The organism is Phaeobacter sp., assembly GCF_022825805.1.
Taxonomy (GTDB): Bacteria; Pseudomonadota; Alphaproteobacteria; order Rhodobacterales; family Rhodobacteraceae; genus Phaeobacter.
The window spans coordinates 22,451-40,680 of the sequence record NZ_JAJDWC010000063.1; the positions used below are offsets into that span (position 1 = coordinate 22,451).

Below are 18,230 nucleotides of genomic sequence, written 5' to 3' on the forward strand. Positions count from 1 at the left end.
GGCCTTAGAATGGGAGAATGACGTCCAGAACTTGCTGGCCGTAACGAGGTTGTTGAACATCGGTGATCTGACCGCGGCCACCATAGGACACACGCGCAGATGCAATCTTGTCGTAGGTGATTTCGTTTTGGCGGCTGATGTCATCGGGCCGCACATAGCCGGTCACCAACAGTTCGCGCAGTTCAAAATTGACGCGCAACTCCTGCGTGCCGCTGATGGCCAAAACCCCATTGGGCAGGACATCCACGACGGTTGCTGCAATCTTCAGCTCCAGTTTTTCGCTGCGCTTGACCGACCCTTTGCCACCAGAGCTGCTGCTGCTGCCCAGGTCAATCGCATTCGCAGAGGTCGAGCCTGCAGGCAATTGACGGTCAAGCCGCTGCGGCAGACCCAGCAGCTGCGGCATGTTCAGCGTTTCACTGCCAGAGCGCGAACGATTGGTGTCATTGGAGATCTCTGCCTGTTCATCGATCTCAATGACAACAGTCAGGATATCGCCTTTCTTGGTGGCACGGCGATCCCCCAGTAAGGACTGGCGAGAGCCGCTCCACAAAGACGCCTGATCAACGGGTCGCTGATTTTGGGTGTTCACTGGCAATCCCTGAAACAGCATCGCAACATGTTCAGGTGTTTCATTGGCGGGTGTGAAACTTGGTGGTTTGCCCAAGTGATCGACACGTCCACACGCACTGAGCAGGATCACACCCAGCAAAGCTGTTTTGGCTGAATAGAATTTGGGTTTCATTAATTTACCTCGACTGTTCCGTCAGGCGCAATGCGACCGCTGACAGTGGTGCGGGATGACAGGTTCATGACGCGGATAACTTCGCCGTCGGCACCACGCCCAAGCGAGCGCCCTTCGGTCAGAATGATCAGCCCGCCCTGGCGAAACCGAATGGTCACCAGATCATTGCGTTCAACAATTGCAGGTGGCCCGACATCACCGGCGCGCACCGGGCGGCCGACATAGAGCGCAACCCGCGCTTCTTTGCCGATAACCTCGGCAGGATCGGAAAGCGCGCCAAGCACTTCGGCCTGTTTGATAGCCAGATCCTCGGCCGTGACGATTTCTTTGGCCCGAATGGTGCGCACGGGCACCAGGATGTCGGCCCAGGCGGGCTGGGCGCAAATTAACATCAATATGGCGAGGATCCGTTTCATTAGCGCACCTGAGTTGTGGCACCCATCATCTGGTCAACAGCCGAGATGACTTTGGCGTTCATTTCGTAGCCCCGCTGGGCCTCGATCAGTTCAGTAACTTCGCGGACCGCATCGACAGAGCTGTCTTCGAGATACCCCTGACGCAGAGTGCCAAGACCGTTTTCACCAGGCGCTGCCACTGTTGCGGCTCCGGATGCTTCGGTTTCAACAAACAGGTTGCTGCCCAGCGCTTCCAAACCTTTGGGGTTGGAAAAGCCAGCCAGCGTCAGCTGTCCCATCAGCTGCCCTTCGGCGGTTTCGTCAAAATAGGCGTAGACTTCGCCATCCGCATTGATGGACACATTGCGGGCATCAGCCGGAATGGTGATATCTGGCGAAACAGTGAAGCCATCGGAGGTCACGATCAGCCCCTCAGCGGAGCGTTTCAAAGAGCCATCGCGGCTGTAGGCGGACTGACCCGATGGCAAGGTGACTTCCAGATAGCCTTTGCCGTCGATGGCAACATCCAGATCGTTGCCAGTCTGGCGCAACGCACCCTGTGCCAAATGGATGGAGATGGCCGAAGCGCGCACACCCAGACCCACCTGCACCCCGGTTGGCAGGACCGTCCCATCAGAGGCATTCACCGTACCGGCACGGGTCACCTGCTGGTAGTGAAGATCGGCGAATTCAGCACGACGCGCATTGTAGCCCGTGGTGTTCATATTCGCGAGGTTGTTGGAAATGGTTTCCACGCGCAGCTGTTGCGCAGACATACCGGTGGCAGCAATCTTGAGGGCTCGCATGTGCGTACTCCTAGGTCGATTTCAGCAGATTCTTGACAGCGTCGCGAATGCGTTTGTCTTCGGTTTCGAGGAAACTCTGGCCCATTTCATAGGCGCGTTGAATTTCCACCATTCGGGCCACTTCCGAGATCGCGTTAACGTTGGATCCCTCTAGAAAACCCTGCAGGATACGGGCGTCGCCTGCGACTTCGATCTCACCTTCGGCACGGAACATGACACCGTCTTCGCGGATCAGCTGAGTGCCTTCGGCGGCCTGAAAAACACCAATTTGACCAAGTGCACGACCATCCGCGCTCAGAGTGCCATCGGCGCCAAACTTGATCGATTGCGCATCACCCGGAATGAACACCGGCGCGCGGCCCGCATCCAGAACACGATGGCCATCCATGGTGACCAGATCGCCAGCAGCATTGGTAGAAAACGCGCCAGAACGGCTCAGCCGCTCACCCGCTGGTGTTTCGACCAGAAAAAAGCCGTCGCCTTCAATCGCCAGGTCAAGATCGCCGCCCGATTGGGTCAGCTGGCCCTGTTCCATCGATGTGTTTCGGATATTGGCGCGCGCCATCGACAGTGATTCCTGTCCCGGCGCAGATTGGATGAATTCCGAAAAAATCAGCCCCTCAGAGCGATACCCCGTGGTCGCAGCATTTGCGATGTTGTTTGCAACCACGCGCATTTCGCGCATCAGCCCGGTCTGTCGTGACAGCGTGGTGTATCCAGTGGTTCCCATTACAAACCTCCAGCGATCAGGGGCACAACATGCCCGTCAAAGAACGAAACCAGGGTTTGTGTCATGAAACCCATGGTCATCCAAAATACGACAACGATGGCCGCCAGCTTTGGCACAAAGGTCAGGGTCATTTCCTGAATGGACGTCAGTGCCTGAAACAGGCCGATGCTGAGACCCACCACCAGTGCAACCAGCAGGATCGGGGTCGACATCGTAACGGCCGCCCAAAGAGCCTGCCGCAGCGTGTCGTAGAAGATGCCTTCACTCAGCATGGCTTACACAGGCATCCGCAGGATTTCTTGATAGGCTTCGACCACTTTGTTGCGCACGGTCACCGCGGTCTCCACCGCCAGTTCGGTCTGCGCCAGCGCCTGAACCAGTGCGTGAGGGTCGCCATTGCCGGTCATCGCGGTCACAGAAACCTGTTCGCTGCGCTGCAATGTTGCGTTGAACTCGTCAAAGCTGGCTTTGATGCGCGCACCTGGTGTGTTTGGGGCGTGATCAGGGTCAACCTTGGTGGCTGGCCGAGCGGCGGCATAGCCGGAAGTGGCGGAAAGACTGCGAATATCCATTCTGGATCTCCAGGAAATTATGAAGTTATTGAATCAGGGTTAGCGGCGCAAAAGGTCCATCAGAGACGACGACATCTGCCGCCCTTGCTCGAACATTTTCAGGTTCGCCTCATAGCTGCGCTGTGCTTCTCGCGCGTCGGCGATCTCGATCATCAGATCGACGTTTGATCCGTCGTAGTGCCCGCTGTCATCCGCAAGAGGATGAGAGGGGTCATAGATTTCTTCGAGATCGGATCGATCCAGGCGCACAGGCCCAACGCGGACTTTTTCAACATCCGCGCTCAGATCACGCACCGCTTCGAACGGAACTGTTTTGCGGCGATAACCGGGCGTATCAGCGTTCGAGATGTTTTCAGATACATGGCGCAAACGGGTGGATTGTGCCTGCAGCGCGCTTGCGGAAATGGAGAGGGATTTGGAAAACTCGCTCATGATCTATTCTCCTCAATTCTTGCCAAGGCTGGCGCGCAGGACCTTCATCGACGATTTGTAGATCGCCAGAGCACGGTCGTGCTGTCGCTTCACCTCGACGCCTTTCAAGACTTCGGATTCGATCGAGACAGTGTTTTCATTGGGGTCCCCGCCACCGCGGGTCTCGCTCACAGCCCAATTCATATGCGTGCCACCAGCGCCATTCAGGTGGTTGGACCGGCTGGCAACCATGTCGCCAGAGTGCCCGCGTTGCGCATAGACTTCTTTAAAGGGCTTGATGTCCTTGGCGTTGTAGCCAGGCGTATCCGCATTGGCGATGTTCTGAGCCACCAATGCCTGCCGTTTCCCGGCATGGGTTGCCATTGAATAGGCAATTTTAAAGACGTTCAGTTCTTTGAACATCGGGGCTTCTCCCTCGATCAATTTCAATCAAGGCTTAACCCCGATTCCTTTAGAAATTGTTTTCAGGAACAGTCGGAGACCCGAGAACATGATCTCAGCCATCAATGCGTTGACCCAGGATTTGGCCAATAAAAAACTGTCATCCACCATGGGGCGTGTGACCGAGATTTCAGGTGGTGCAATCACCGTATCCGGCCTGGATGGTCAGGCCAGGATTGGTGATCGGCTGATCTTGCGCCGTCAGGGGAGTGATTCCCTAGAAGGCGAGGTCATGCGGATTTCTGGTAGTGATGTCAGTATGTTGCCAGACACCGCACCAGACCGTGTTGCCGTTGGTGACGCTGTCTTGCTGCATCCAACGCCAGAATTTGCGCCCGCGGACAATTGGATCGGCCGCGTCATTGATCCCTTTGGTGCGCCGCTTGACGGACGTCCAATGATGCGCGGTGAAAGCGCGCGTGATCTGATGGCCGCACCGCCAAAAGCTGCGGATCGACGTCCGATGGGCGAGCGACTCGCCACCGGGCTCGCCGTGTTCAACACGATTCTCCCGATTGTTCAGGGCCAGCGCGTTGGTCTTTTTGCAGGTTCTGGTGTTGGTAAATCGACACTTCTGGCCACTTTGGCGCAAAATATGGAAGCCGATGTTGTCGTCATGGCGCTGATCGGCGAGCGCGGACGAGAGGTCAATCACTTCGTCAACGACGTCTTGGGCCCGGATGGCATGCAGCGCGCTATTGTTGTTGCCGCGACCTCTGATCAATCGGCACTGGTCCGGCGCCGCTGCGCCTGGTCGGCGATGGCTGTGGCAGAACATTTCCGTGACCAAGGCAAGAATGTTCTGTTCCTGGCGGACTCTGTGACGCGATTTGCAGAAGCGCACCGTGAAATTGCTGTTGCCTCGGGCGAGGCACCGGCCCTGCGCGGCTACCCACCGTCTGTTACGCCGCTCATCACTGGCCTGTGTGAACGGGCCGGACCAGGATCAGAAGGTCAGGGCAACATCACCGCCGTCTTCAGCGTTCTGGTTGCGGGATCCGACATGGACGAGCCTATCGCTGATATTCTGCGCGGCGTTCTTGACGGGCATATCGTTTTAAGCCGCGAGATCGCAGAACGCGGCAGATTCCCCGCGGTGGATGTCTCTCGCTCCGTGTCGCGAAGCCTGCCAGCAGCGGCAACCGACGAAGAAAACGCAGCCATTTTGGATATCCGCAAATATCTGGGTGCGTATGAGCAATCCGAGGTGATGATCCGTGCCGGGCTCTATTCCGAAGGTAATGACATCACTCTAGATCAGGCCGTCAAGCTCTGGCCGGAACTGGACAGTTTCTTCGGCAAATCTGATCCAGATGGGATCAAGAGCAGTTTCAATCGGCTGATGCTGATGGTGCGGCGGGCAGGCGCCTTGCGATAGGCCTCAATGGAGGTCGGCAAGCTAGTAAATGACGGCCCAAAGGTCATCAGAAACACCATGCACGAAATGAAGTGCGTGCATGACATACCAATCGATTTAGTGCTGAATCAAAATTGCGACCCGAGCGGTCACCAGCGCGGCGCTAGCGCCTGCAAGCTAAACGATCTGCGATAGGCTACTGGTTGGCCGCTCTTCACGCGGAGCGAGATCTATGATTGTGCCAGACACACCTCGTGGTTCGATCAATCACTTGCACCCGACCTGGCGTTCTGGTCGGTCTCGGACAAAGCTAAACTGTATTGAAAGATCGGATCCCTGCCAGATCTATATGTAGAACTTCAATTCTACCGCACCGCGATTGGGAAAACCGACGAAGTGATTGAGCTTATAGTTTTGGCAATGCTCCACCCAAATGCAGCGATCGGTTGGAAGTCAGTTATGGCTGCCGAGCTGCCAATCAACATGATCGAATGGTTTCGATTATTGCCGGACTACCTGATAGAAATAGCGTGCTGCACACCTGCAAGAGACTTGATCTCTTTTTCGGACAGCTAAAATTTAAGAAGCTCCAGCCATCAAATTAAAATAGCATCTGGTGGGTCGACCAAGCTGGCGTCTTTCGGACCCAGCACCCTCACCGCTCAATCGTCTTGTGAGGTCGGGAAGCCAAGAAAAAATGTGTTCTAAAGGTCGAGACATCATCAAAGCCCGGCGCAAGTATTATATTCAGGAAGCGCAGGCTTATGTGGTCCGGAACACCGGGCAACAGATCATAGTCAGTACTATTCGCTATTTCTTCTGATACAAAACACATCAGAAAATCCGCGAGATGGGCTGGTATGATCCGTTTGCCGTGTTTTTTGTTCAATCATCAGGTGCCGGTTTGCACCTGACCGGGGGCACTTAAGGTCGCTTTATCAAGACGGGCGGACCGCCATGAGCCGGTCTTCGCGTGGCAACAAAGTACGGAGCGCTTTCAAACACCGATAGTGATTGTTCGACAGAACGGCATCTGTCGCCTCCGCGAGGGATGCACGGCTGTCGGGGTCCGTGAAAACCTGGCTCAGCTCTTCGATGCGGCGCAGCATCTGTAGCCTGTCTTCTTCGCCGTCAACGTCACCAGACAGGATAAGCTGCGCTGCGTAACACACGCGACGCACAGGCGTGTTAGCCTCTTCAGGATGGATGGCATCGCGCAGGCGCAGGATGTTTGCATCCGGTGTAACAATGGACAGACGACTGCGACGATCACCGTTTTCGATCACTGCGCCGTTGACCAAGACCCGCTCTTTGGGGGCCAATTTCAGAACCAATCCGCTCATACTTCAGGATGCTCCGCTACGAAGGCCACGCATGATGGCCGTGTTGATTTCAACCAGCAGCCGTACGTCGCCCTTACGAGCCAGAACTTTGCTGGTGTGTTGATTTGTAAATGTCCCAAGAGACAGCAACTGAGCCTTAAGCTCTTCGGGGAGCGGATTATTCGGACTTGAAACTTCAACTGCGAAAATAGACCACAGTTTGCGATTGTCTTTCAGGGCTTCCGCCAATTCACCAAAACCTGGTTTGCCTTTTTGCGCGGCAGCAACCATGCGGCGTGTGATACGAGCAATCACTTCGTATTCAAGGTTTTTGGCTGTGCGGGTCGGGGCCTTTGCCGCCGAATAGGCGCTCTTCGCCTTCAGAAGGGCATTCACGTGTTATCCTAACATTTAATCTACAGATTCTCTGCGATATGCGATCTGGGGCGCAGAGCCGCGCCCCAGATCAAGCCGTTCTTATCGGAACAGCGACATCAGGGTCTGTGGCGCCTGGTTCGCGATCGACAGAGACTGCACTGCCAGCTGCTGCTGGGTCTGCAGGGCTTTCAGTCGAGCGGACGATTCTTCCATGTTGGTGTCGGTCATGGTGCTGACACCCATTTTAAGGGAATCGTTCAGCTTGGATACAAACTGGCTCTGATCGCCCAGACGGTTAGAATCCGCACCCAGCTGAGCGGCGGCGTCGATCGCATTGCCCAGCATGGTTTCGATCTCAGTCAGGGCTGTAGAAGCCGTCCCAACATCGGTGATCGCGGTGATACCGCCGGTGCTGAGATTCGTAGCAGAGTCGATCGAGGTCACGGTGATTGTATCCGCCGCCGGATCCAGACCGCCAAGAACGGTCAGCTGAGGTGTGGTCGCAGCGTCCAGAAGGTTTGCGCCATTGAATTCAGCAGAGTCGATGATGGATTCGATCTGCGCCGCTTTCTTGGCGATGCTGTTCTGAATCTTGCCGTGGTCCACGTTTTCCGAGTTCGCAGAAATCGCCAGCTGACGCATCTCTGTCAGTGTTTCCACGATCTGCTCTGCACCGGACAGTGCAACTGCGACGGTGGATTCACCCACGCCCAGGGATTCTTGAACAGATTCGTAGCTCGCGATGTCGGAGTCCATTTCTTTCGAAATCGCCCAAACAGCAGCGTTGTCCTTGGCGGAGCCGATGCGCTTACCAGTAGAGATCTGGCTCTGGGTATCGTTCAGGTCCATGTTGACAGACTTCAGTGTCTGCAGAGCAACCATTGCGCCGTTGTTAGTCAGAATGCTGGACATAGCATGTAATCCTTTGATTCGGGGCACTTTAGCCCCTGTTTTTTCCTGCCCCGAAGGGCGCTCTCTGACGTCTTTCTGACCATGCGTTCCGCCGTCTGGCATCCGCGCCACCCTCTCTTGAAGGTGCAAAGCGACATTGGCCCATTATGTGCTAAAGGATTGCTAATGCCGCGAATTCCATTGCTAGAATTTTCCCTAATTTTTCCGCTTATGCGCGCTTCTCTAGTGTGGCCGCCCCGCGGGTTGCGTAGCGGGTTTTGCGGCCAGCCTGATCATAAACATCCAAACCACGGCGAATGCGGCGCAGTTCGGCCATTCGCGATGCGACGGCGCGGATACCTTCCATAGCGCTGTCCAGGAGCTCTTGATTGCGAGACACTTTGGTCTGAACCTTCTGCAAGCTCTCACGCTCCAGATCGCCGACCATATTTAAGGCATCGATGATCTTCTCTTTTTTTGCGAGTAACGGTTCCAGTTCATGCAAATCGCCACCAATCAGTGCCGTGCGCTCCGCGTCCAGAATTTCATCCAGAGTCTCGATCATTTCCTGTGGGGTCTGTTCAGTCATTTGTCTGTGCCTTCTTCAACGCATGATAAAGCGACTCGGCCAAACCGATGCCGCCTGCTTTGGTGATCTGTTCGGCCTGGGCACGCACAAGGAAGGAGGAAAACTGGTCTTCGCCAGCGCCCCCTCCCATGGATTCGCGAGTTTCGCCAAGACCGGCTGATTTCAACATTTCGGTTAGAAAGGTCGCCTCAAGCTCTTGCGCGGCTGCGCGCAACGGGTCCTGTGGCGGCGACTTCACAACACCTGTACGTTGTGAAGCCGTAATCGGGGCAATCTGATCCATTCGTCACCTCATTTCTTGAGACATCCAAATCGCGGGGATTTTCCAGACTATGGGGCGATATCGGTTAAAATTGCCGTAACCGGTTTACGCTAAGGTGCCAGACACCGAGATAGAATGTCTGGAAGCCTAATGTTTATGAACGCACTTACCGGCCCCCTCTCTGGTGGCGCGCAGGGATCTGAGAAGATCCAACAAGGCGAAGCGACCAAAACACGCACTGGCAAGAGCTTTGATGCGGTGATGGAAGAGACGGCTGAGCCGAAGTCAAAATCACCGGTTGATGCAGGGCAGGACTCCTCAGAAACCTCTGAAAATATTGATGAAAAATCTGAAAAGATCGAGAACTCCACCCCTGAGAATACCGATCAAGAGCAGAGCGATAACAGCCCACACGCGCTTCAGAGCAAGGATGCTGAAGCACCGGCAAAACTGGTTGCTCAGACTGATGGCGACGCAGTTGAATTTGCCGTAGACGAGGATGTTGACCCGACAGTCTCCCCTGCAGATCCGAAAGCCGAATCGCTGTCCTCAGACGAGGGTGAGCTGGTCAATGCTGCGGTAAGAAACGGTGTGTTGGGTTCAGAACAAAGAGCCGACGATACACGCGTACATCCTCAAACGACTTCTGAGAAGACCGTTGGGCCAGAACCCAAATTGGCTGAAAGTCTTCAGGTGAAGTCTGACACGCCGACAACAGCAACAGTGGATGCCAGTACAAAGCCGACACAACAGCCCCAAACTGGCACTGAGCCAACCGCGACGCAGTCCACCGACAAATTGCCGGGCCAAGTTGTAGAAACGGATCGCGGCACCCGTGGTAAGCCCTCGGAAGCTGCACTGCCTGATGGAGCGAAATCGACCGCAGCATCTGCTGTGGGCGTTTCAGCGCCAATCGGCCAGTCCGATACATCTGCTGGACGTAACACAGTGGTGGCCTCTGGAGTACAAGACACCACGGCTAAGTCCAGCCTGCCGTTAAATGCGGAGCAGACGTCAGCCCGTGCGGACCAACAACAGAGCCAGACCCTGGCTTCGACAGCCGCACAAACAAACGCGACGATGACCGCTCCACAAACCACCGTGGCCCAATCGCAAGCGAATCTGGCGCAAGCACAAGCAGTTGCTGCGCAGGAACCATCCGTTCAGGCAAAGGAACGTGCGGAAAGCCGACAGATCGCAGCAGAGCAGAGCACAGCAACCACGAATCAGGTCACGGCGCTGCAAACACCCTCTGCAGTGCCGCAGAGCGCGTATTCAATCGCACAGTTCGGGCTGGGTGCTGGCACGCTGAGCGCGGCGAATCCCACCCTGTCCACATTGCAAGTCGACGCGATCACAGCGACAGAACACAACGCGGTTCTATCGGGAGGCAGCGCATTGGGCGCCGAAATGCCAGGCCTGTCGCAACTGCTGACCGAAGCAACGCTGAGCCCAGGCACCGTCCATCGTCCCGAAACGCCACGATTGATTGCGAATCAAATGGCAGAGGCTCTGGTCGCCAAAGGCGATCGCAATGTTGATGTCGCGCTCAATCCAAAAGAGCTGGGCCACGTGAATATGCGCGTGTCTGTCACTGAAACAGGCGTCAGCGTGATGATCCAGACTGAACGCCCGGAAACAGGTGATCTGATGCGCCGCCATATCAGCGAATTGGCTGATGAATTCCGGCGAATGGGGTTCGAAGACATCTCCTTTGAATTCTCTGGCGGAGAAACTTCTGGCGGGGATGCCGGTGATGGCTCCGCATCAGCTGGCACTGGACAGGGCCGCGGCGGCGACCTGGCCGCAAGCGATGACATCGATGCCGAAACAGCGGCACTCACACCAACACTCAACACCGGCGAGACCGGTTTGGACATGAGGCTTTAATCACATGACAACCGTAACAGGCACCACAACGCCGCAACAAAAAGCCGCGCCTGCACCAGCCAGCGCATCAGATCGGAATACCTCCGGAATCACCTCTGATTTCGAGACATTCCTGAAAATGCTGACCGCACAAGCGCGGTATCAGGATCCGTTGGAACCAATTGATTCGACGGAATACTCTGCCCAGCTGGCGCAGTTTTCGATGGTCGAACAACAGGTTCAGGGAAATGATCTGCTTGCGGCCATGCAAACCCAGTTGGGTTTGTCGAACATGGCAGCAATGTCTGGCTGGGTTGGTATGGAAACCCGAACCGCTGCACCATCCTATTTTGACGGATCAAATTCGATCACTGTGTCACCGAATCCGGCCAAGGTTGCAGATACCGTCAATCTGGTTGTGAAGAATGAAAACGGAACAGAGGTTCAACGCGTTGTTCTGCCGGTATCTGCAGAGCCTTATGAATGGGATGGCATCGGCGACGATGGTGCGCCACTCCCGGCTGGCGTTTACAGCTTCACTCTGGAAAGCTCCAAGAATGGAGAGGTTGTGCTGTCCGAAACCGCAGAAACCTATAGCCGCGTGACCGAAACCCAGATGCTCGACAATCAGGTAGCCCTGATTCTGCAAAGCGGTGTTGCCATTCCAGCCTCTAGCGTCACAGCTCTGCGTGAACCGGTCGTTTCTGCACCGCAGCCTGCCGGTGACCCGGTTTCCTAACACCCCCCAGTATGTGCTAGGCAGCGACAGCAGCAGATCCCACATGGGGTCTTGCTTGTCTGAATGGAGAGAACGCTGCAACACGACCGCACAGCTGCAGAAGAGCGATTTCTGGCACATCTTGCCAATTGTGGCGTCATCGGCCGCGCGGTTGCCAAACCACTGATTGGCGGCCGCTCCAACCGTGTCTGGCAGGTCGGTCCAGTGGTGGTAAAGCTGTATGCAAACGGGTTGGAAAACCCCCTGTTTGCCAACGATCCAGACCGCGAACGCACAGTTCTGACTGCACTCCGCAGTTCTGGCATGGTGCCACAACTGCAAAACCATGGTGAGTTCGAGAGCCGGCATTGGTTGGCCTACACTCATCGGCCCGGCCAAACCTGGACAGATGGCGTCTGTGATGTTGCATGCCTTCTGGATCGATTGCATCGACACCCCGCCAAACCTGACCTCCCTCTTGGTGCAAATGGGTCTGATGCGTTGGTCCAGCAGACAAAGGCGATCCTTGCACAATGTCCGGCGCCACAACATATCGCTGCTTTGCGCCCGAAAGGTCACGTCGCGCCCAGCGCCCACCTTACCCTCATCCATGGTGATCCGGTTCCAGGCAACATTGTCTCACACGGCGGCGCGCTGACCCTAATTGACTGGCAATGTCCGCAACTGGGCGATGCTGCCGAAGATCTCGCTGTCTTTTTGTCGCCCGCCATGCAACTGATTTATCGCGGAGAACCGCTGACCAACGCGGAAGAGGCTGAATTTCTGGCCAGCTATTCCGACCAGACGGTTGTATCGAGATATCGGCAGCTGAAACCCTGGTATCATTGGCGCATGGCAGCCTATTGCCTGTGGCGGTCATCCCATGACCGGCAGGAGAATGCCGCAGCGCTCGATGCCGAGTTGATGGCGTTAGAGCACTGCAACCGCGGCTAATTCTCCCTCAAATCGCAACAAAGAGATCAATTGCAAATTCATTGTTTCCACATAAGTTCAATGGCATACTGAAAGTCCCTTCCTCATGGGCGCAGTGCGTTCCCTGACAGAGGGGTAAGCCCGCCCTGAAACCTTGCATGGAACCTGTCGTGAGCCTTTGGGAGTCTTATCGGATGCGCCTGCGGCGCAAGCGGCGGATCTTGCGAGGGATGCGGAAATCCCGTGAACTGACGGCTGTTCAAGACAACACACACAGCATCAGCCCATCGGATATCCTGCTGGTCGCAACCATGCGAAATGAGCAGATCAGGCTGCCCTACTTTCTGGACTACTATCGCGCGCTTGGCGTGAACCACTTCCTGTTTGTTGACAACGGGTCTGTCGATGGCACGGTGGACTATCTGCGCGGCATGGCAGATGTCTCGATCTGGCACACCCTATCCAGCTATCGCCGGGCCAGCTTCGGCATCGACTGGATGAACCATCTGAAGCGACGCTATGCGCACGGGCATTGGGTGCTGGTGGTCGATCCGGACGAGCTGTTCGTTTACCCGTTTTGTGACAGTCGACCACTGCGGGCCCTGACGGATTGGCTGGACGGATCCGGGATCCGCAGTTTTTCTGCGATGCTTCTGGACGTTTACCCAAAGGGACCCGTCAACGCTGTTCCCTATCAGGCTGGTCAGGATCCCCTTGAAATCGCGCATTGGTTTGACAGTGGCAACTATTCCATCAAACGCAATCCGGTCTACGGCAATCTGTGGATCCAAGGGGGACCGCGCGCGCGGACATTTTTTGCCAACCAACCGCAAAAGGCCCCAGCGCTCAACAAGATCCCTTTGGTGAAATGGGATCGCCGCTACAGTTTTGTCAGTTCAACCCATGCACTTTTACCCAGAGGCTTGAACCAGGTTTATGAAACCAATGGCGGCGAAAAAGCCAGCGGCGTGCTTTTGCACACCAAGTTTCTCCATACCTTTACGGAAAAAGCCGAAGAAGAGCTGCAACGCAAACAGCATTACGCCCAGTCTGCTGAATATCGAGCCTATGCAAAATCCGGGGCACAGCCGCTCGATCTATGGTGCAGCTGGAGCGAAAAATACATCAATTGGCGCCAGTTGGAGATCCTGGGTCTGATGTCGAAAGGCAACTGGGCATGAGCACAGTTGGCATCGTCATGCTGGTTCACACCGCTCTGAACAGGGCCGAACAAGTGGCGCGCCATTGGATTGCAGCAGGGTGCCCGGTGGTCATTCACGTGGACACAAACGTGTCCAAACCGGTGTTCACCGCGTTCAAAGCAGCTTTTGCAGATGAACCGCTTGTCCTGTTTTCGCGCCGCCATCGGTGTGAGTGGGGCACCTGGGGCATCGTCGCGGCGTCACAATCTGCGTCCGAATTGATGCTCGCGCGGTTTCCAGATGTACGGCACGTCTATCTGGCCTCTGGCGCCTGCCTGCCGCTGCGCCCTGTGTCTGAACTTATCGACTATCTGGCTGCACGTCCGCGCACAGATTTCATCGAGAGCGCGACAACCGCGGATGTACCCTGGATCGTCGGCGGGCTGGACGTGGAACGTTTTACTCTGCGGTTTCCTTTTTCGTGGAAACGCCAGCGGTTTCTGTTTGATCGATATGTGGCTCTACAAAGGCGTATTGGAATGCGACGGCGCATCCCAAGCGGGCTTGTCCCCCATATGGGCAGCCAGTGGTGGTGTCTCACGCGTCGCACGTTGTCGGCCATCTTGGACGATCCCGACAGGCCACGCCACGATCGCTATTTTCGTCATGTCTGGATCCCGGACGAAAGCTACTATCAGACCTTGGCACGGCTCTATTCCAGCAAGATCGAAAGCCGGTCTTTGACGCTGTCGAAGTTTGATTTCCAGGGTAAGCCACATAACTTCTACGACGATCACCTGCAGCTTTTGCGTCGTTCTGATTGCTTTGCGGCGCGCAAAATCTGGCCACATGCAAACCGGCTCTATGCAACATTTCTGGGCGACAGCGCCAATGCGATGAAAGGGACGGAACCCAACCCCGGAAAGATTGACCGCATTTTTGCCAAAGCGGTGGAACGACGGACCAGAGGCAGGCCAGGGCTTTATATGCAGAGCCGTTTGCCGGACAAAGGCTCTGAAAACGGCGTTACATGCAATCCCTACTCGGTTTTCCAAGGCTTTACCGAACTGTTTGAAGATTTCGAGGATTGGTTGTCGCATGTCACCGGGGCCAAGGTGCACGGTCATTTGTTCGCCCCAGATCGGGTTGAATTTGCTGGCCGCAAACCGCTTCTCAACGGCGCGCTGAGTGACAGTACACGGTTGCGGGACTACAATTCGAAGGCGTTTTTGACAAATCTGATCTGGAACACCCGGGGTGAACGGCAGTGTTTCCAATTCGGCCCACAGGACAATCAATCGATCAACTGGCTGGTCGCCCGCGATCCAAACGCACAAGTGTCGGTCATTTCGGGCGCTTGGGCCGTCTCCCTGTTCAAATCGAACAAAAATTTTGCTGACCTTCGGAAAGAGGCCGCGCGGCTACAACAGATTGAAGCAAAGCATATTGAGGTTCTGCGCTCCCGATTTGTCAAAGCGCGGGTGAGGATTTGGACCATGGCAGAGTTTGTCGAAGCCCCGATGGAGCCCATCCAAACCATCCTGGATGAATTCGGCGCCCATGCGCAGCGCCACCTGAATACCGCACCCAAGATGGTTGATCTGGCCGGATTCGGACAATTTCTGCAAAATCTCAAAAACCAGGGTATGCATCCCTATTTGATGGGGGATTTCCCCGCAGAACAGGGGCCATTCAACCTGCCAAATCAGCCTCGCAAACCCTATTTGGTGCGATAGACCATGACGCAAGCCTTTGACTATTTTGTGGTTCTTGCAGATATGCGAACCGGTTCAAATTTTCTGGAAAGCAATTTGAACGCGCTGGCTGGCGTTGTGTGTCATGGCGAAGCCTTCAATCCGCATTTCATCAGCTATCCCAACCGCACCGAAACGCTGGGCTGGTCCCAGGCTGATCGCGACAGGGACCCGGAAGGGTTTTTGCACCGTTTTCGCGATCACCCATCCGGGATGGCCGGGTTTCGGTATTTTCATGACCACGATCCACGGGTGCTTGACCAGATTTTGTCAGACAAGCGCTGTGCCAAGATCGTGCTGACCCGTAACCCGGTGGACAGCTATGTCTCCCATAAGATCGCGCGTCTGACGGGGCAGTGGAAACTGACACACGTGAAACGTCGCAAAGAAGGTCTTGCCCAGGTGTCGGCCAGCGAGTTTGTCACACATGTTGCCGCGCAGCAGAGGTTTCAAATTCAGATCCTCAACAGTCTGCAGAAAACAGGTCAAACCGCGTTTTACATCGCTTATGAGGATTTGCAGGATGTCGATATCCTCAACGGGCTTGCCCAATGGTTGGGGTTGGCGTCCAGGTTGGATCAACTGGATCGCAGCCTAAAGCCACAAAACCCCGGCGCGATTACCAGCAAAGTGGAAAACCCAGAGGCACTGGATCAAGCGGCGGCAATGATTGATCCGTTCAATCTCAACCGTACGCCAAATTTTGAACCGCGACGCGGACCTGCTGTGCCGAGCTACATCGCTGGGCAACACCTGCCGCTCCTGTTCTTGCCAATTGCCGGCGGGCCAACCGATGCGATCAAAGCTTGGATGGCGGCGCAGGACGCGGAAGGCGCAGGCGAGCTATGCGAAAACATGACCCAAAAACAACTGCGACAGTGGAAACGAGCTCATCCGGGTTTTCGCAGCCTCACCGTATTGCGCCATCCCCTCGCCCGTCTGCACCACGTGTTCTGTCGCAAAATTCTCTCGCCAGATCCGGGCCCGATGCGCCAGATCCGGAACCTGCTGCGCAAGCAATTTGACCTGGGCCTACCCCAGACGACGGCGGATCCAGACTACGATCTGGACTGTCACAAACAGGCGTTTGGCAAGTTCGTCGATATCATCGGAGCCAACCTGTCCGGCCAGACAGCGTTTCGCACCGACCCTGCATGGGCCAGTCAGGCACAGATCCTTGCAGGGTTTGCCGATGTGCAGTCCCCTGATTTTGTTCTAAGAGAGGAAGAACTGCCCAGGGTGCTGCCCGATATTGCCCGATGGCTTGGCAAAGAAGATGCAGCTTTCATGGGCGCAACACCGGATCCAGCACCATTTGCCCTGTCAGACATCTATGACGACGCTTTGGAACAAAAAATCGCGACCGTTTACAGCCGCGATTACCTGTTGTTTGGGTTTGGTCCCTGGTCAGTAACCCCGGTCACTGGCAGCTAGGCCCAGTGTTGGATCCGGTGCCAGGTCCCGCGTTAGGCAGCCTGCACCGATTGGCTTTCCGTGAGGATCGTGTGCAGCGTTGCGGGATCGGGGTTGGCACGCAATTTGGTGCAGAAATTCTGATCACGCAGAGTGCGAGACACCAAAGCCAACGCCTTCAGATGCTCTACACCCGCATCCTCTGGCGCAAAAAGAGCAAAGGTCAGATCGATCGGCTGCCGGTCCACCGCCCCGAATTCCAGCGGCGTATCCAGCACCAGAAACACGCCAACAACTTGCTCTAGCCCATCGAGACGCGCATGCGGCAAAGCAACGCCATGGCCCACACCTGTGGGACCAAGGCTCTCCCGATCCAGAAGAGCCTCAACCGTGGACTGAGCATCCAGCCCATAGCTTTGTTGAGCGACATCAGCAATCTCCTGAAAGAGACGCTTCTTACTAGAGGCGGCGCCAAAGACACGTACGGCCTCTGGCTTCAGGATGTCAGAAATCTGCATTCTTTACTGCTCCGCTCAGCTTGCACTGCGTTTATCGTTTTCTGGGTTTATGGATCAATCCACCCGATGTTGCCGTCTTCACGACGGTAAACAACGTTTAGCCCATCCTTACCTTCGTTGTGAAACACCAAAACCGGTGCGCCTGCCAATTCCATTTGCATGACCGCTTCGCCAACCGAAAGCGATGGAATTTTAGTCTCCATCTCAGCGATAATGATCGGCTGCAGCGACTCAGGCTCCGACTCAGCTCCGGCTGCGTCCGAGGCGAGGATATAAGAGCTTGCCTCCGAGAGTTCAACCGGCTCGCTCCGATCGCGGTGATGATCCTTCAAGCGACGCTTATACCGGCGCAGCTGTTTTTCCATCTTCTCGTTGCAGGCTTCGAAAGCCGCATAAATTTCAGTGGCATGCGCTTTTGCTTGTGCGGTCAGGCCGGTGGACAAATGAACAGTCGTTTCACAAACATATTCATGCGCAGATCGCGAAAAGACGACGTTGGCATCGGTTGGGCGTTCTGCATATTTTTCAACAGCTGCTCCCAGCTCCGCCTGCACGTGAGTTTGCAGGGCTTCACCAATATCGATTTGTTTTCCGCTGATTTGGTAACGCATGTGATCTCCTTCACAAAATGACTTTCAAAACCGGGAAGAGGCCAAGCCAACTCCGAAAAAATGGTTTTAAAAGCGGGATTTAGGCAAAACAGTCGATCGCATTCGTTCGGGCCTTGAAACCAAGGCTGGAGCGAGAACAGCGACGGACTGCAAATTTGCCATATGTCAATTCCATGACATGCAGCACAAAGAGTCAATGCAAATCACTGTGGGTGTCGCTAACAAGCGATATGTCCGGTGTAGGTAACATGCGATCTGTCCGGTTTTATCATGTCTCCGAAAGGAGGCGTTATGAAGCGGACAGAAGTGTTACAGGAAGTTCGACTTATGAAGTTCGAAGACGTGTATTCGC

Annotated in this window: 22 protein-coding genes; 7 read left to right on the top strand and 15 right to left on the bottom strand. The window is 55.4% G+C overall.

Going from position 1 to position 18,230, the window contains the following annotated elements; genetic code table 11:
• Positions 1-4: 4 nt before the first annotated feature.
• Genes flgH through Q0C28_RS06750 form a run of 8 tightly spaced genes read right to left on the bottom strand, consistent with a single transcriptional unit; the run spans position 5 to position 4,082 of the window.
• Complete coding sequence (gene flgH / locus Q0C28_RS06715; RefSeq protein ID WP_293574038.1) at positions 5-745, bottom strand: flagellar basal body L-ring protein FlgH; 741 nt, start codon at positions 743-745, stop codon at positions 5-7.
• The gene (gene flgA / locus Q0C28_RS06720; protein ID WP_293574040.1) at positions 745-1,161 is read right to left on the bottom strand and encodes a flagellar basal body P-ring formation chaperone FlgA; all 417 of its coding nucleotides are present in this window, start codon (positions 1,159-1,161) and stop codon (positions 745-747) included. The genes flgH and flgA overlap by 1 nt, the downstream gene beginning before the upstream one ends.
• On the bottom strand, positions 1,161-1,946 hold the full coding sequence (flgG, locus tag Q0C28_RS06725; RefSeq protein ID WP_293574042.1) for a flagellar basal-body rod protein FlgG: 786 nt from the start codon (positions 1,944-1,946) through the stop codon (positions 1,161-1,163). The genes flgA and flgG overlap by 1 nt, the downstream gene beginning before the upstream one ends.
• Before the next feature lie 10 nt (positions 1,947-1,956).
• Positions 1,957-2,676, bottom strand: a complete 720-nt coding sequence (locus tag Q0C28_RS06730) for a flagellar hook-basal body complex protein (protein WP_293574044.1) — start codon at positions 2,674-2,676, stop codon at positions 1,957-1,959.
• Positions 2,676-2,948 carry a flagellar biosynthetic protein FliQ gene (locus Q0C28_RS06735; RefSeq protein ID WP_293574046.1) on the bottom strand — a complete coding sequence of 91 codons (273 nt, stop codon included), beginning with the start codon at positions 2,946-2,948 and terminating at the stop codon, positions 2,676-2,678. Before Q0C28_RS06735 ends, Q0C28_RS06730 begins: the two co-directional genes overlap by 1 nt.
• A gap of 3 nt (positions 2,949-2,951) precedes the next feature.
• Positions 2,952-3,248 (bottom strand): flagellar hook-basal body complex protein FliE, encoded by a 297-nt coding sequence (gene fliE, locus Q0C28_RS06740; RefSeq protein ID WP_293574048.1) that lies wholly within the window; start codon positions 3,246-3,248, stop codon positions 2,952-2,954.
• A 39-nt stretch (positions 3,249-3,287) separates the two neighbouring features.
• Positions 3,288-3,680: a flagellar basal body rod protein FlgC gene (gene flgC / locus Q0C28_RS06745; protein WP_293574050.1), complete on the bottom strand. Its 393-nt coding sequence runs from the start codon at positions 3,678-3,680 to the stop codon at positions 3,288-3,290.
• Positions 3,681-3,692: 12 nt separating this feature from the next.
• Positions 3,693-4,082 carry a FlgB family protein gene (locus Q0C28_RS06750; protein ID WP_293574052.1) on the bottom strand — a complete coding sequence of 130 codons (390 nt, stop codon included), beginning with the start codon at positions 4,080-4,082 and terminating at the stop codon, positions 3,693-3,695.
• An 88-nt stretch (positions 4,083-4,170) separates the two neighbouring features.
• On the opposite strand from Q0C28_RS06750, the gene Q0C28_RS06755 reads away from it, so the two are divergent.
• Positions 4,171-5,499: a FliI/YscN family ATPase gene (locus tag Q0C28_RS06755; protein ID WP_293574054.1), complete on the top strand. Its 1,329-nt coding sequence runs from the start codon at positions 4,171-4,173 to the stop codon at positions 5,497-5,499.
• Between the two features lie 917 nt (positions 5,500-6,416).
• Here Q0C28_RS06755 and flbT read toward each other — a convergent pair.
• The 5 genes from flbT to Q0C28_RS06780 form a co-directional block, all read right to left on the bottom strand.
• Positions 6,417-6,821, bottom strand: a complete 405-nt coding sequence (gene flbT / locus Q0C28_RS06760) for a flagellar biosynthesis repressor FlbT (protein ID WP_293574056.1) — start codon at positions 6,819-6,821, stop codon at positions 6,417-6,419.
• A gap of 3 nt (positions 6,822-6,824) precedes the next feature.
• Complete coding sequence (flaF, locus tag Q0C28_RS06765) at positions 6,825-7,196, bottom strand: flagellar biosynthesis regulator FlaF (protein ID WP_293574058.1); 372 nt, start codon at positions 7,194-7,196, stop codon at positions 6,825-6,827.
• Positions 7,197-7,277: 81 nt separating this feature from the next.
• Entirely contained in the window at positions 7,278-8,090 is an 813-nt protein-coding gene (locus Q0C28_RS06770) for a flagellin (protein WP_293574079.1), read from the bottom strand.
• A gap of 208 nt (positions 8,091-8,298) precedes the next feature.
• Positions 8,299-8,658, bottom strand: coding sequence for a flagellar biosynthesis protein FlgN (locus tag Q0C28_RS06775; protein WP_293574060.1), 360 nt, complete (start codon positions 8,656-8,658; stop codon positions 8,299-8,301).
• Positions 8,651-8,941, bottom strand: a complete 291-nt coding sequence (locus Q0C28_RS06780; RefSeq protein ID WP_293574062.1) for a rod-binding protein — start codon at positions 8,939-8,941, stop codon at positions 8,651-8,653. The genes Q0C28_RS06775 and Q0C28_RS06780 overlap by 8 nt, the downstream gene beginning before the upstream one ends.
• A 135-nt stretch (positions 8,942-9,076) precedes the next feature.
• On the opposite strand from Q0C28_RS06780, the gene Q0C28_RS06785 reads away from it, so the two are divergent.
• From Q0C28_RS06785 to Q0C28_RS06810, 6 genes are all read left to right on the top strand, one after another.
• Positions 9,077-10,810, top strand: a complete 1,734-nt coding sequence (locus tag Q0C28_RS06785) for a flagellar hook-length control protein FliK (protein WP_293574064.1) — start codon at positions 9,077-9,079, stop codon at positions 10,808-10,810.
• A gap of 4 nt (positions 10,811-10,814) precedes the next feature.
• Positions 10,815-11,528 (top strand): flagellar hook capping FlgD N-terminal domain-containing protein, encoded by a 714-nt coding sequence (locus Q0C28_RS06790; RefSeq protein ID WP_293574066.1) that lies wholly within the window; start codon positions 10,815-10,817, stop codon positions 11,526-11,528.
• A 63-nt stretch (positions 11,529-11,591) separates the two neighbouring features.
• Entirely contained in the window at positions 11,592-12,461 is an 870-nt protein-coding gene (locus Q0C28_RS06795; protein WP_293574068.1) for an aminoglycoside phosphotransferase family protein, read from the top strand.
• Positions 12,462-12,634: 173 nt separating this feature from the next.
• Complete coding sequence (locus Q0C28_RS06800; protein ID WP_293574081.1) at positions 12,635-13,621, top strand: glycosyltransferase family 2 protein; 987 nt, start codon at positions 12,635-12,637, stop codon at positions 13,619-13,621.
• Positions 13,618-15,318, top strand: coding sequence for a beta-1,6-N-acetylglucosaminyltransferase (locus Q0C28_RS06805; protein WP_293574069.1), 1,701 nt, complete (start codon positions 13,618-13,620; stop codon positions 15,316-15,318). The genes Q0C28_RS06800 and Q0C28_RS06805 overlap by 4 nt, the downstream gene beginning before the upstream one ends.
• 3 nt (positions 15,319-15,321) lie before the next feature.
• Positions 15,322-16,770: a sulfotransferase family 2 domain-containing protein gene (locus tag Q0C28_RS06810; RefSeq protein WP_293574071.1), complete on the top strand. Its 1,449-nt coding sequence runs from the start codon at positions 15,322-15,324 to the stop codon at positions 16,768-16,770.
• Between the two features lie 32 nt (positions 16,771-16,802).
• Here the strand turns inward: Q0C28_RS06810 and Q0C28_RS06815 are convergent, their stop codons facing one another.
• Positions 16,803-17,267: a PTS sugar transporter subunit IIA gene (locus Q0C28_RS06815; RefSeq protein WP_293574073.1), complete on the bottom strand. Its 465-nt coding sequence runs from the start codon at positions 17,265-17,267 to the stop codon at positions 16,803-16,805.
• Positions 17,268-17,314: 47 nt separating this feature from the next.
• On the bottom strand, positions 17,315-17,878 hold the full coding sequence (raiA, locus tag Q0C28_RS06820; RefSeq protein ID WP_293574075.1) for a ribosome-associated translation inhibitor RaiA: 564 nt from the start codon (positions 17,876-17,878) through the stop codon (positions 17,315-17,317).
• Between the last annotated feature and the right edge of the window lie 352 nt (positions 17,879-18,230).

Excerpts from the sequence above, each read along its gene's own strand:
- flgC (WP_293574050.1), bottom strand. The coding sequence starts at position 3,680 with ATGAGCGAGTTTTCCAAATCCCTCTCCATTTCCGCAAGCGCGCTGCAG.
- flgG (WP_293574042.1), bottom strand. The coding sequence starts at position 1,946 with ATGCGAGCCCTCAAGATTGCTGCCACCGGTATGTCTGCGCAACAGCTG.
- Q0C28_RS06790 (WP_293574066.1), top strand. The coding sequence starts at position 10,815 with ATGACAACCGTAACAGGCACCACAACGCCGCAACAAAAAGCCGCGCCT.
- Q0C28_RS06775 (WP_293574060.1), bottom strand. The coding sequence starts at position 8,658 with ATGACTGAACAGACCCCACAGGAAATGATCGAGACTCTGGATGAAATT.
- Q0C28_RS06805 (WP_293574069.1), top strand. The coding sequence starts at position 13,618 with ATGAGCACAGTTGGCATCGTCATGCTGGTTCACACCGCTCTGAACAGG.
- raiA (WP_293574075.1), bottom strand. The coding sequence starts at position 17,878 with ATGCGTTACCAAATCAGCGGAAAACAAATCGATATTGGTGAAGCCCTG.
- Q0C28_RS06815 (WP_293574073.1), bottom strand. The coding sequence starts at position 17,267 with ATGCAGATTTCTGACATCCTGAAGCCAGAGGCCGTACGTGTCTTTGGC.
- Q0C28_RS06735 (WP_293574046.1), bottom strand. The coding sequence starts at position 2,948 with ATGCTGAGTGAAGGCATCTTCTACGACACGCTGCGGCAGGCTCTTTGG.
- flbT (WP_293574056.1), bottom strand. The coding sequence starts at position 6,821 with ATGAGCGGATTGGTTCTGAAATTGGCCCCCAAAGAGCGGGTCTTGGTC.
- Q0C28_RS06800 (WP_293574081.1), top strand. The coding sequence starts at position 12,635 with ATGCGCCTGCGGCGCAAGCGGCGGATCTTGCGAGGGATGCGGAAATCC.
- Q0C28_RS06785 (WP_293574064.1), top strand. The coding sequence starts at position 9,077 with ATGAACGCACTTACCGGCCCCCTCTCTGGTGGCGCGCAGGGATCTGAG.
- Q0C28_RS06750 (WP_293574052.1), bottom strand. The coding sequence starts at position 4,082 with ATGTTCAAAGAACTGAACGTCTTTAAAATTGCCTATTCAATGGCAACC.
- Q0C28_RS06755 (WP_293574054.1), top strand. The coding sequence starts at position 4,171 with ATGATCTCAGCCATCAATGCGTTGACCCAGGATTTGGCCAATAAAAAA.
- Q0C28_RS06730 (WP_293574044.1), bottom strand. The coding sequence starts at position 2,676 with ATGGGAACCACTGGATACACCACGCTGTCACGACAGACCGGGCTGATG.
- Q0C28_RS06780 (WP_293574062.1), bottom strand. The coding sequence starts at position 8,941 with ATGGATCAGATTGCCCCGATTACGGCTTCACAACGTACAGGTGTTGTG.
- Q0C28_RS06795 (WP_293574068.1), top strand. The coding sequence starts at position 11,592 with ATGGAGAGAACGCTGCAACACGACCGCACAGCTGCAGAAGAGCGATTT.
- Q0C28_RS06770 (WP_293574079.1), bottom strand. The coding sequence starts at position 8,090 with ATGTCCAGCATTCTGACTAACAACGGCGCAATGGTTGCTCTGCAGACA.
- Q0C28_RS06810 (WP_293574071.1), top strand. The coding sequence starts at position 15,322 with ATGACGCAAGCCTTTGACTATTTTGTGGTTCTTGCAGATATGCGAACC.
- flgH (WP_293574038.1), bottom strand. The coding sequence starts at position 745 with ATGAAACCCAAATTCTATTCAGCCAAAACAGCTTTGCTGGGTGTGATC.
- flgA (WP_293574040.1), bottom strand. The coding sequence starts at position 1,161 with ATGAAACGGATCCTCGCCATATTGATGTTAATTTGCGCCCAGCCCGCC.
- fliE (WP_293574048.1), bottom strand. The coding sequence starts at position 3,248 with ATGGATATTCGCAGTCTTTCCGCCACTTCCGGCTATGCCGCCGCTCGG.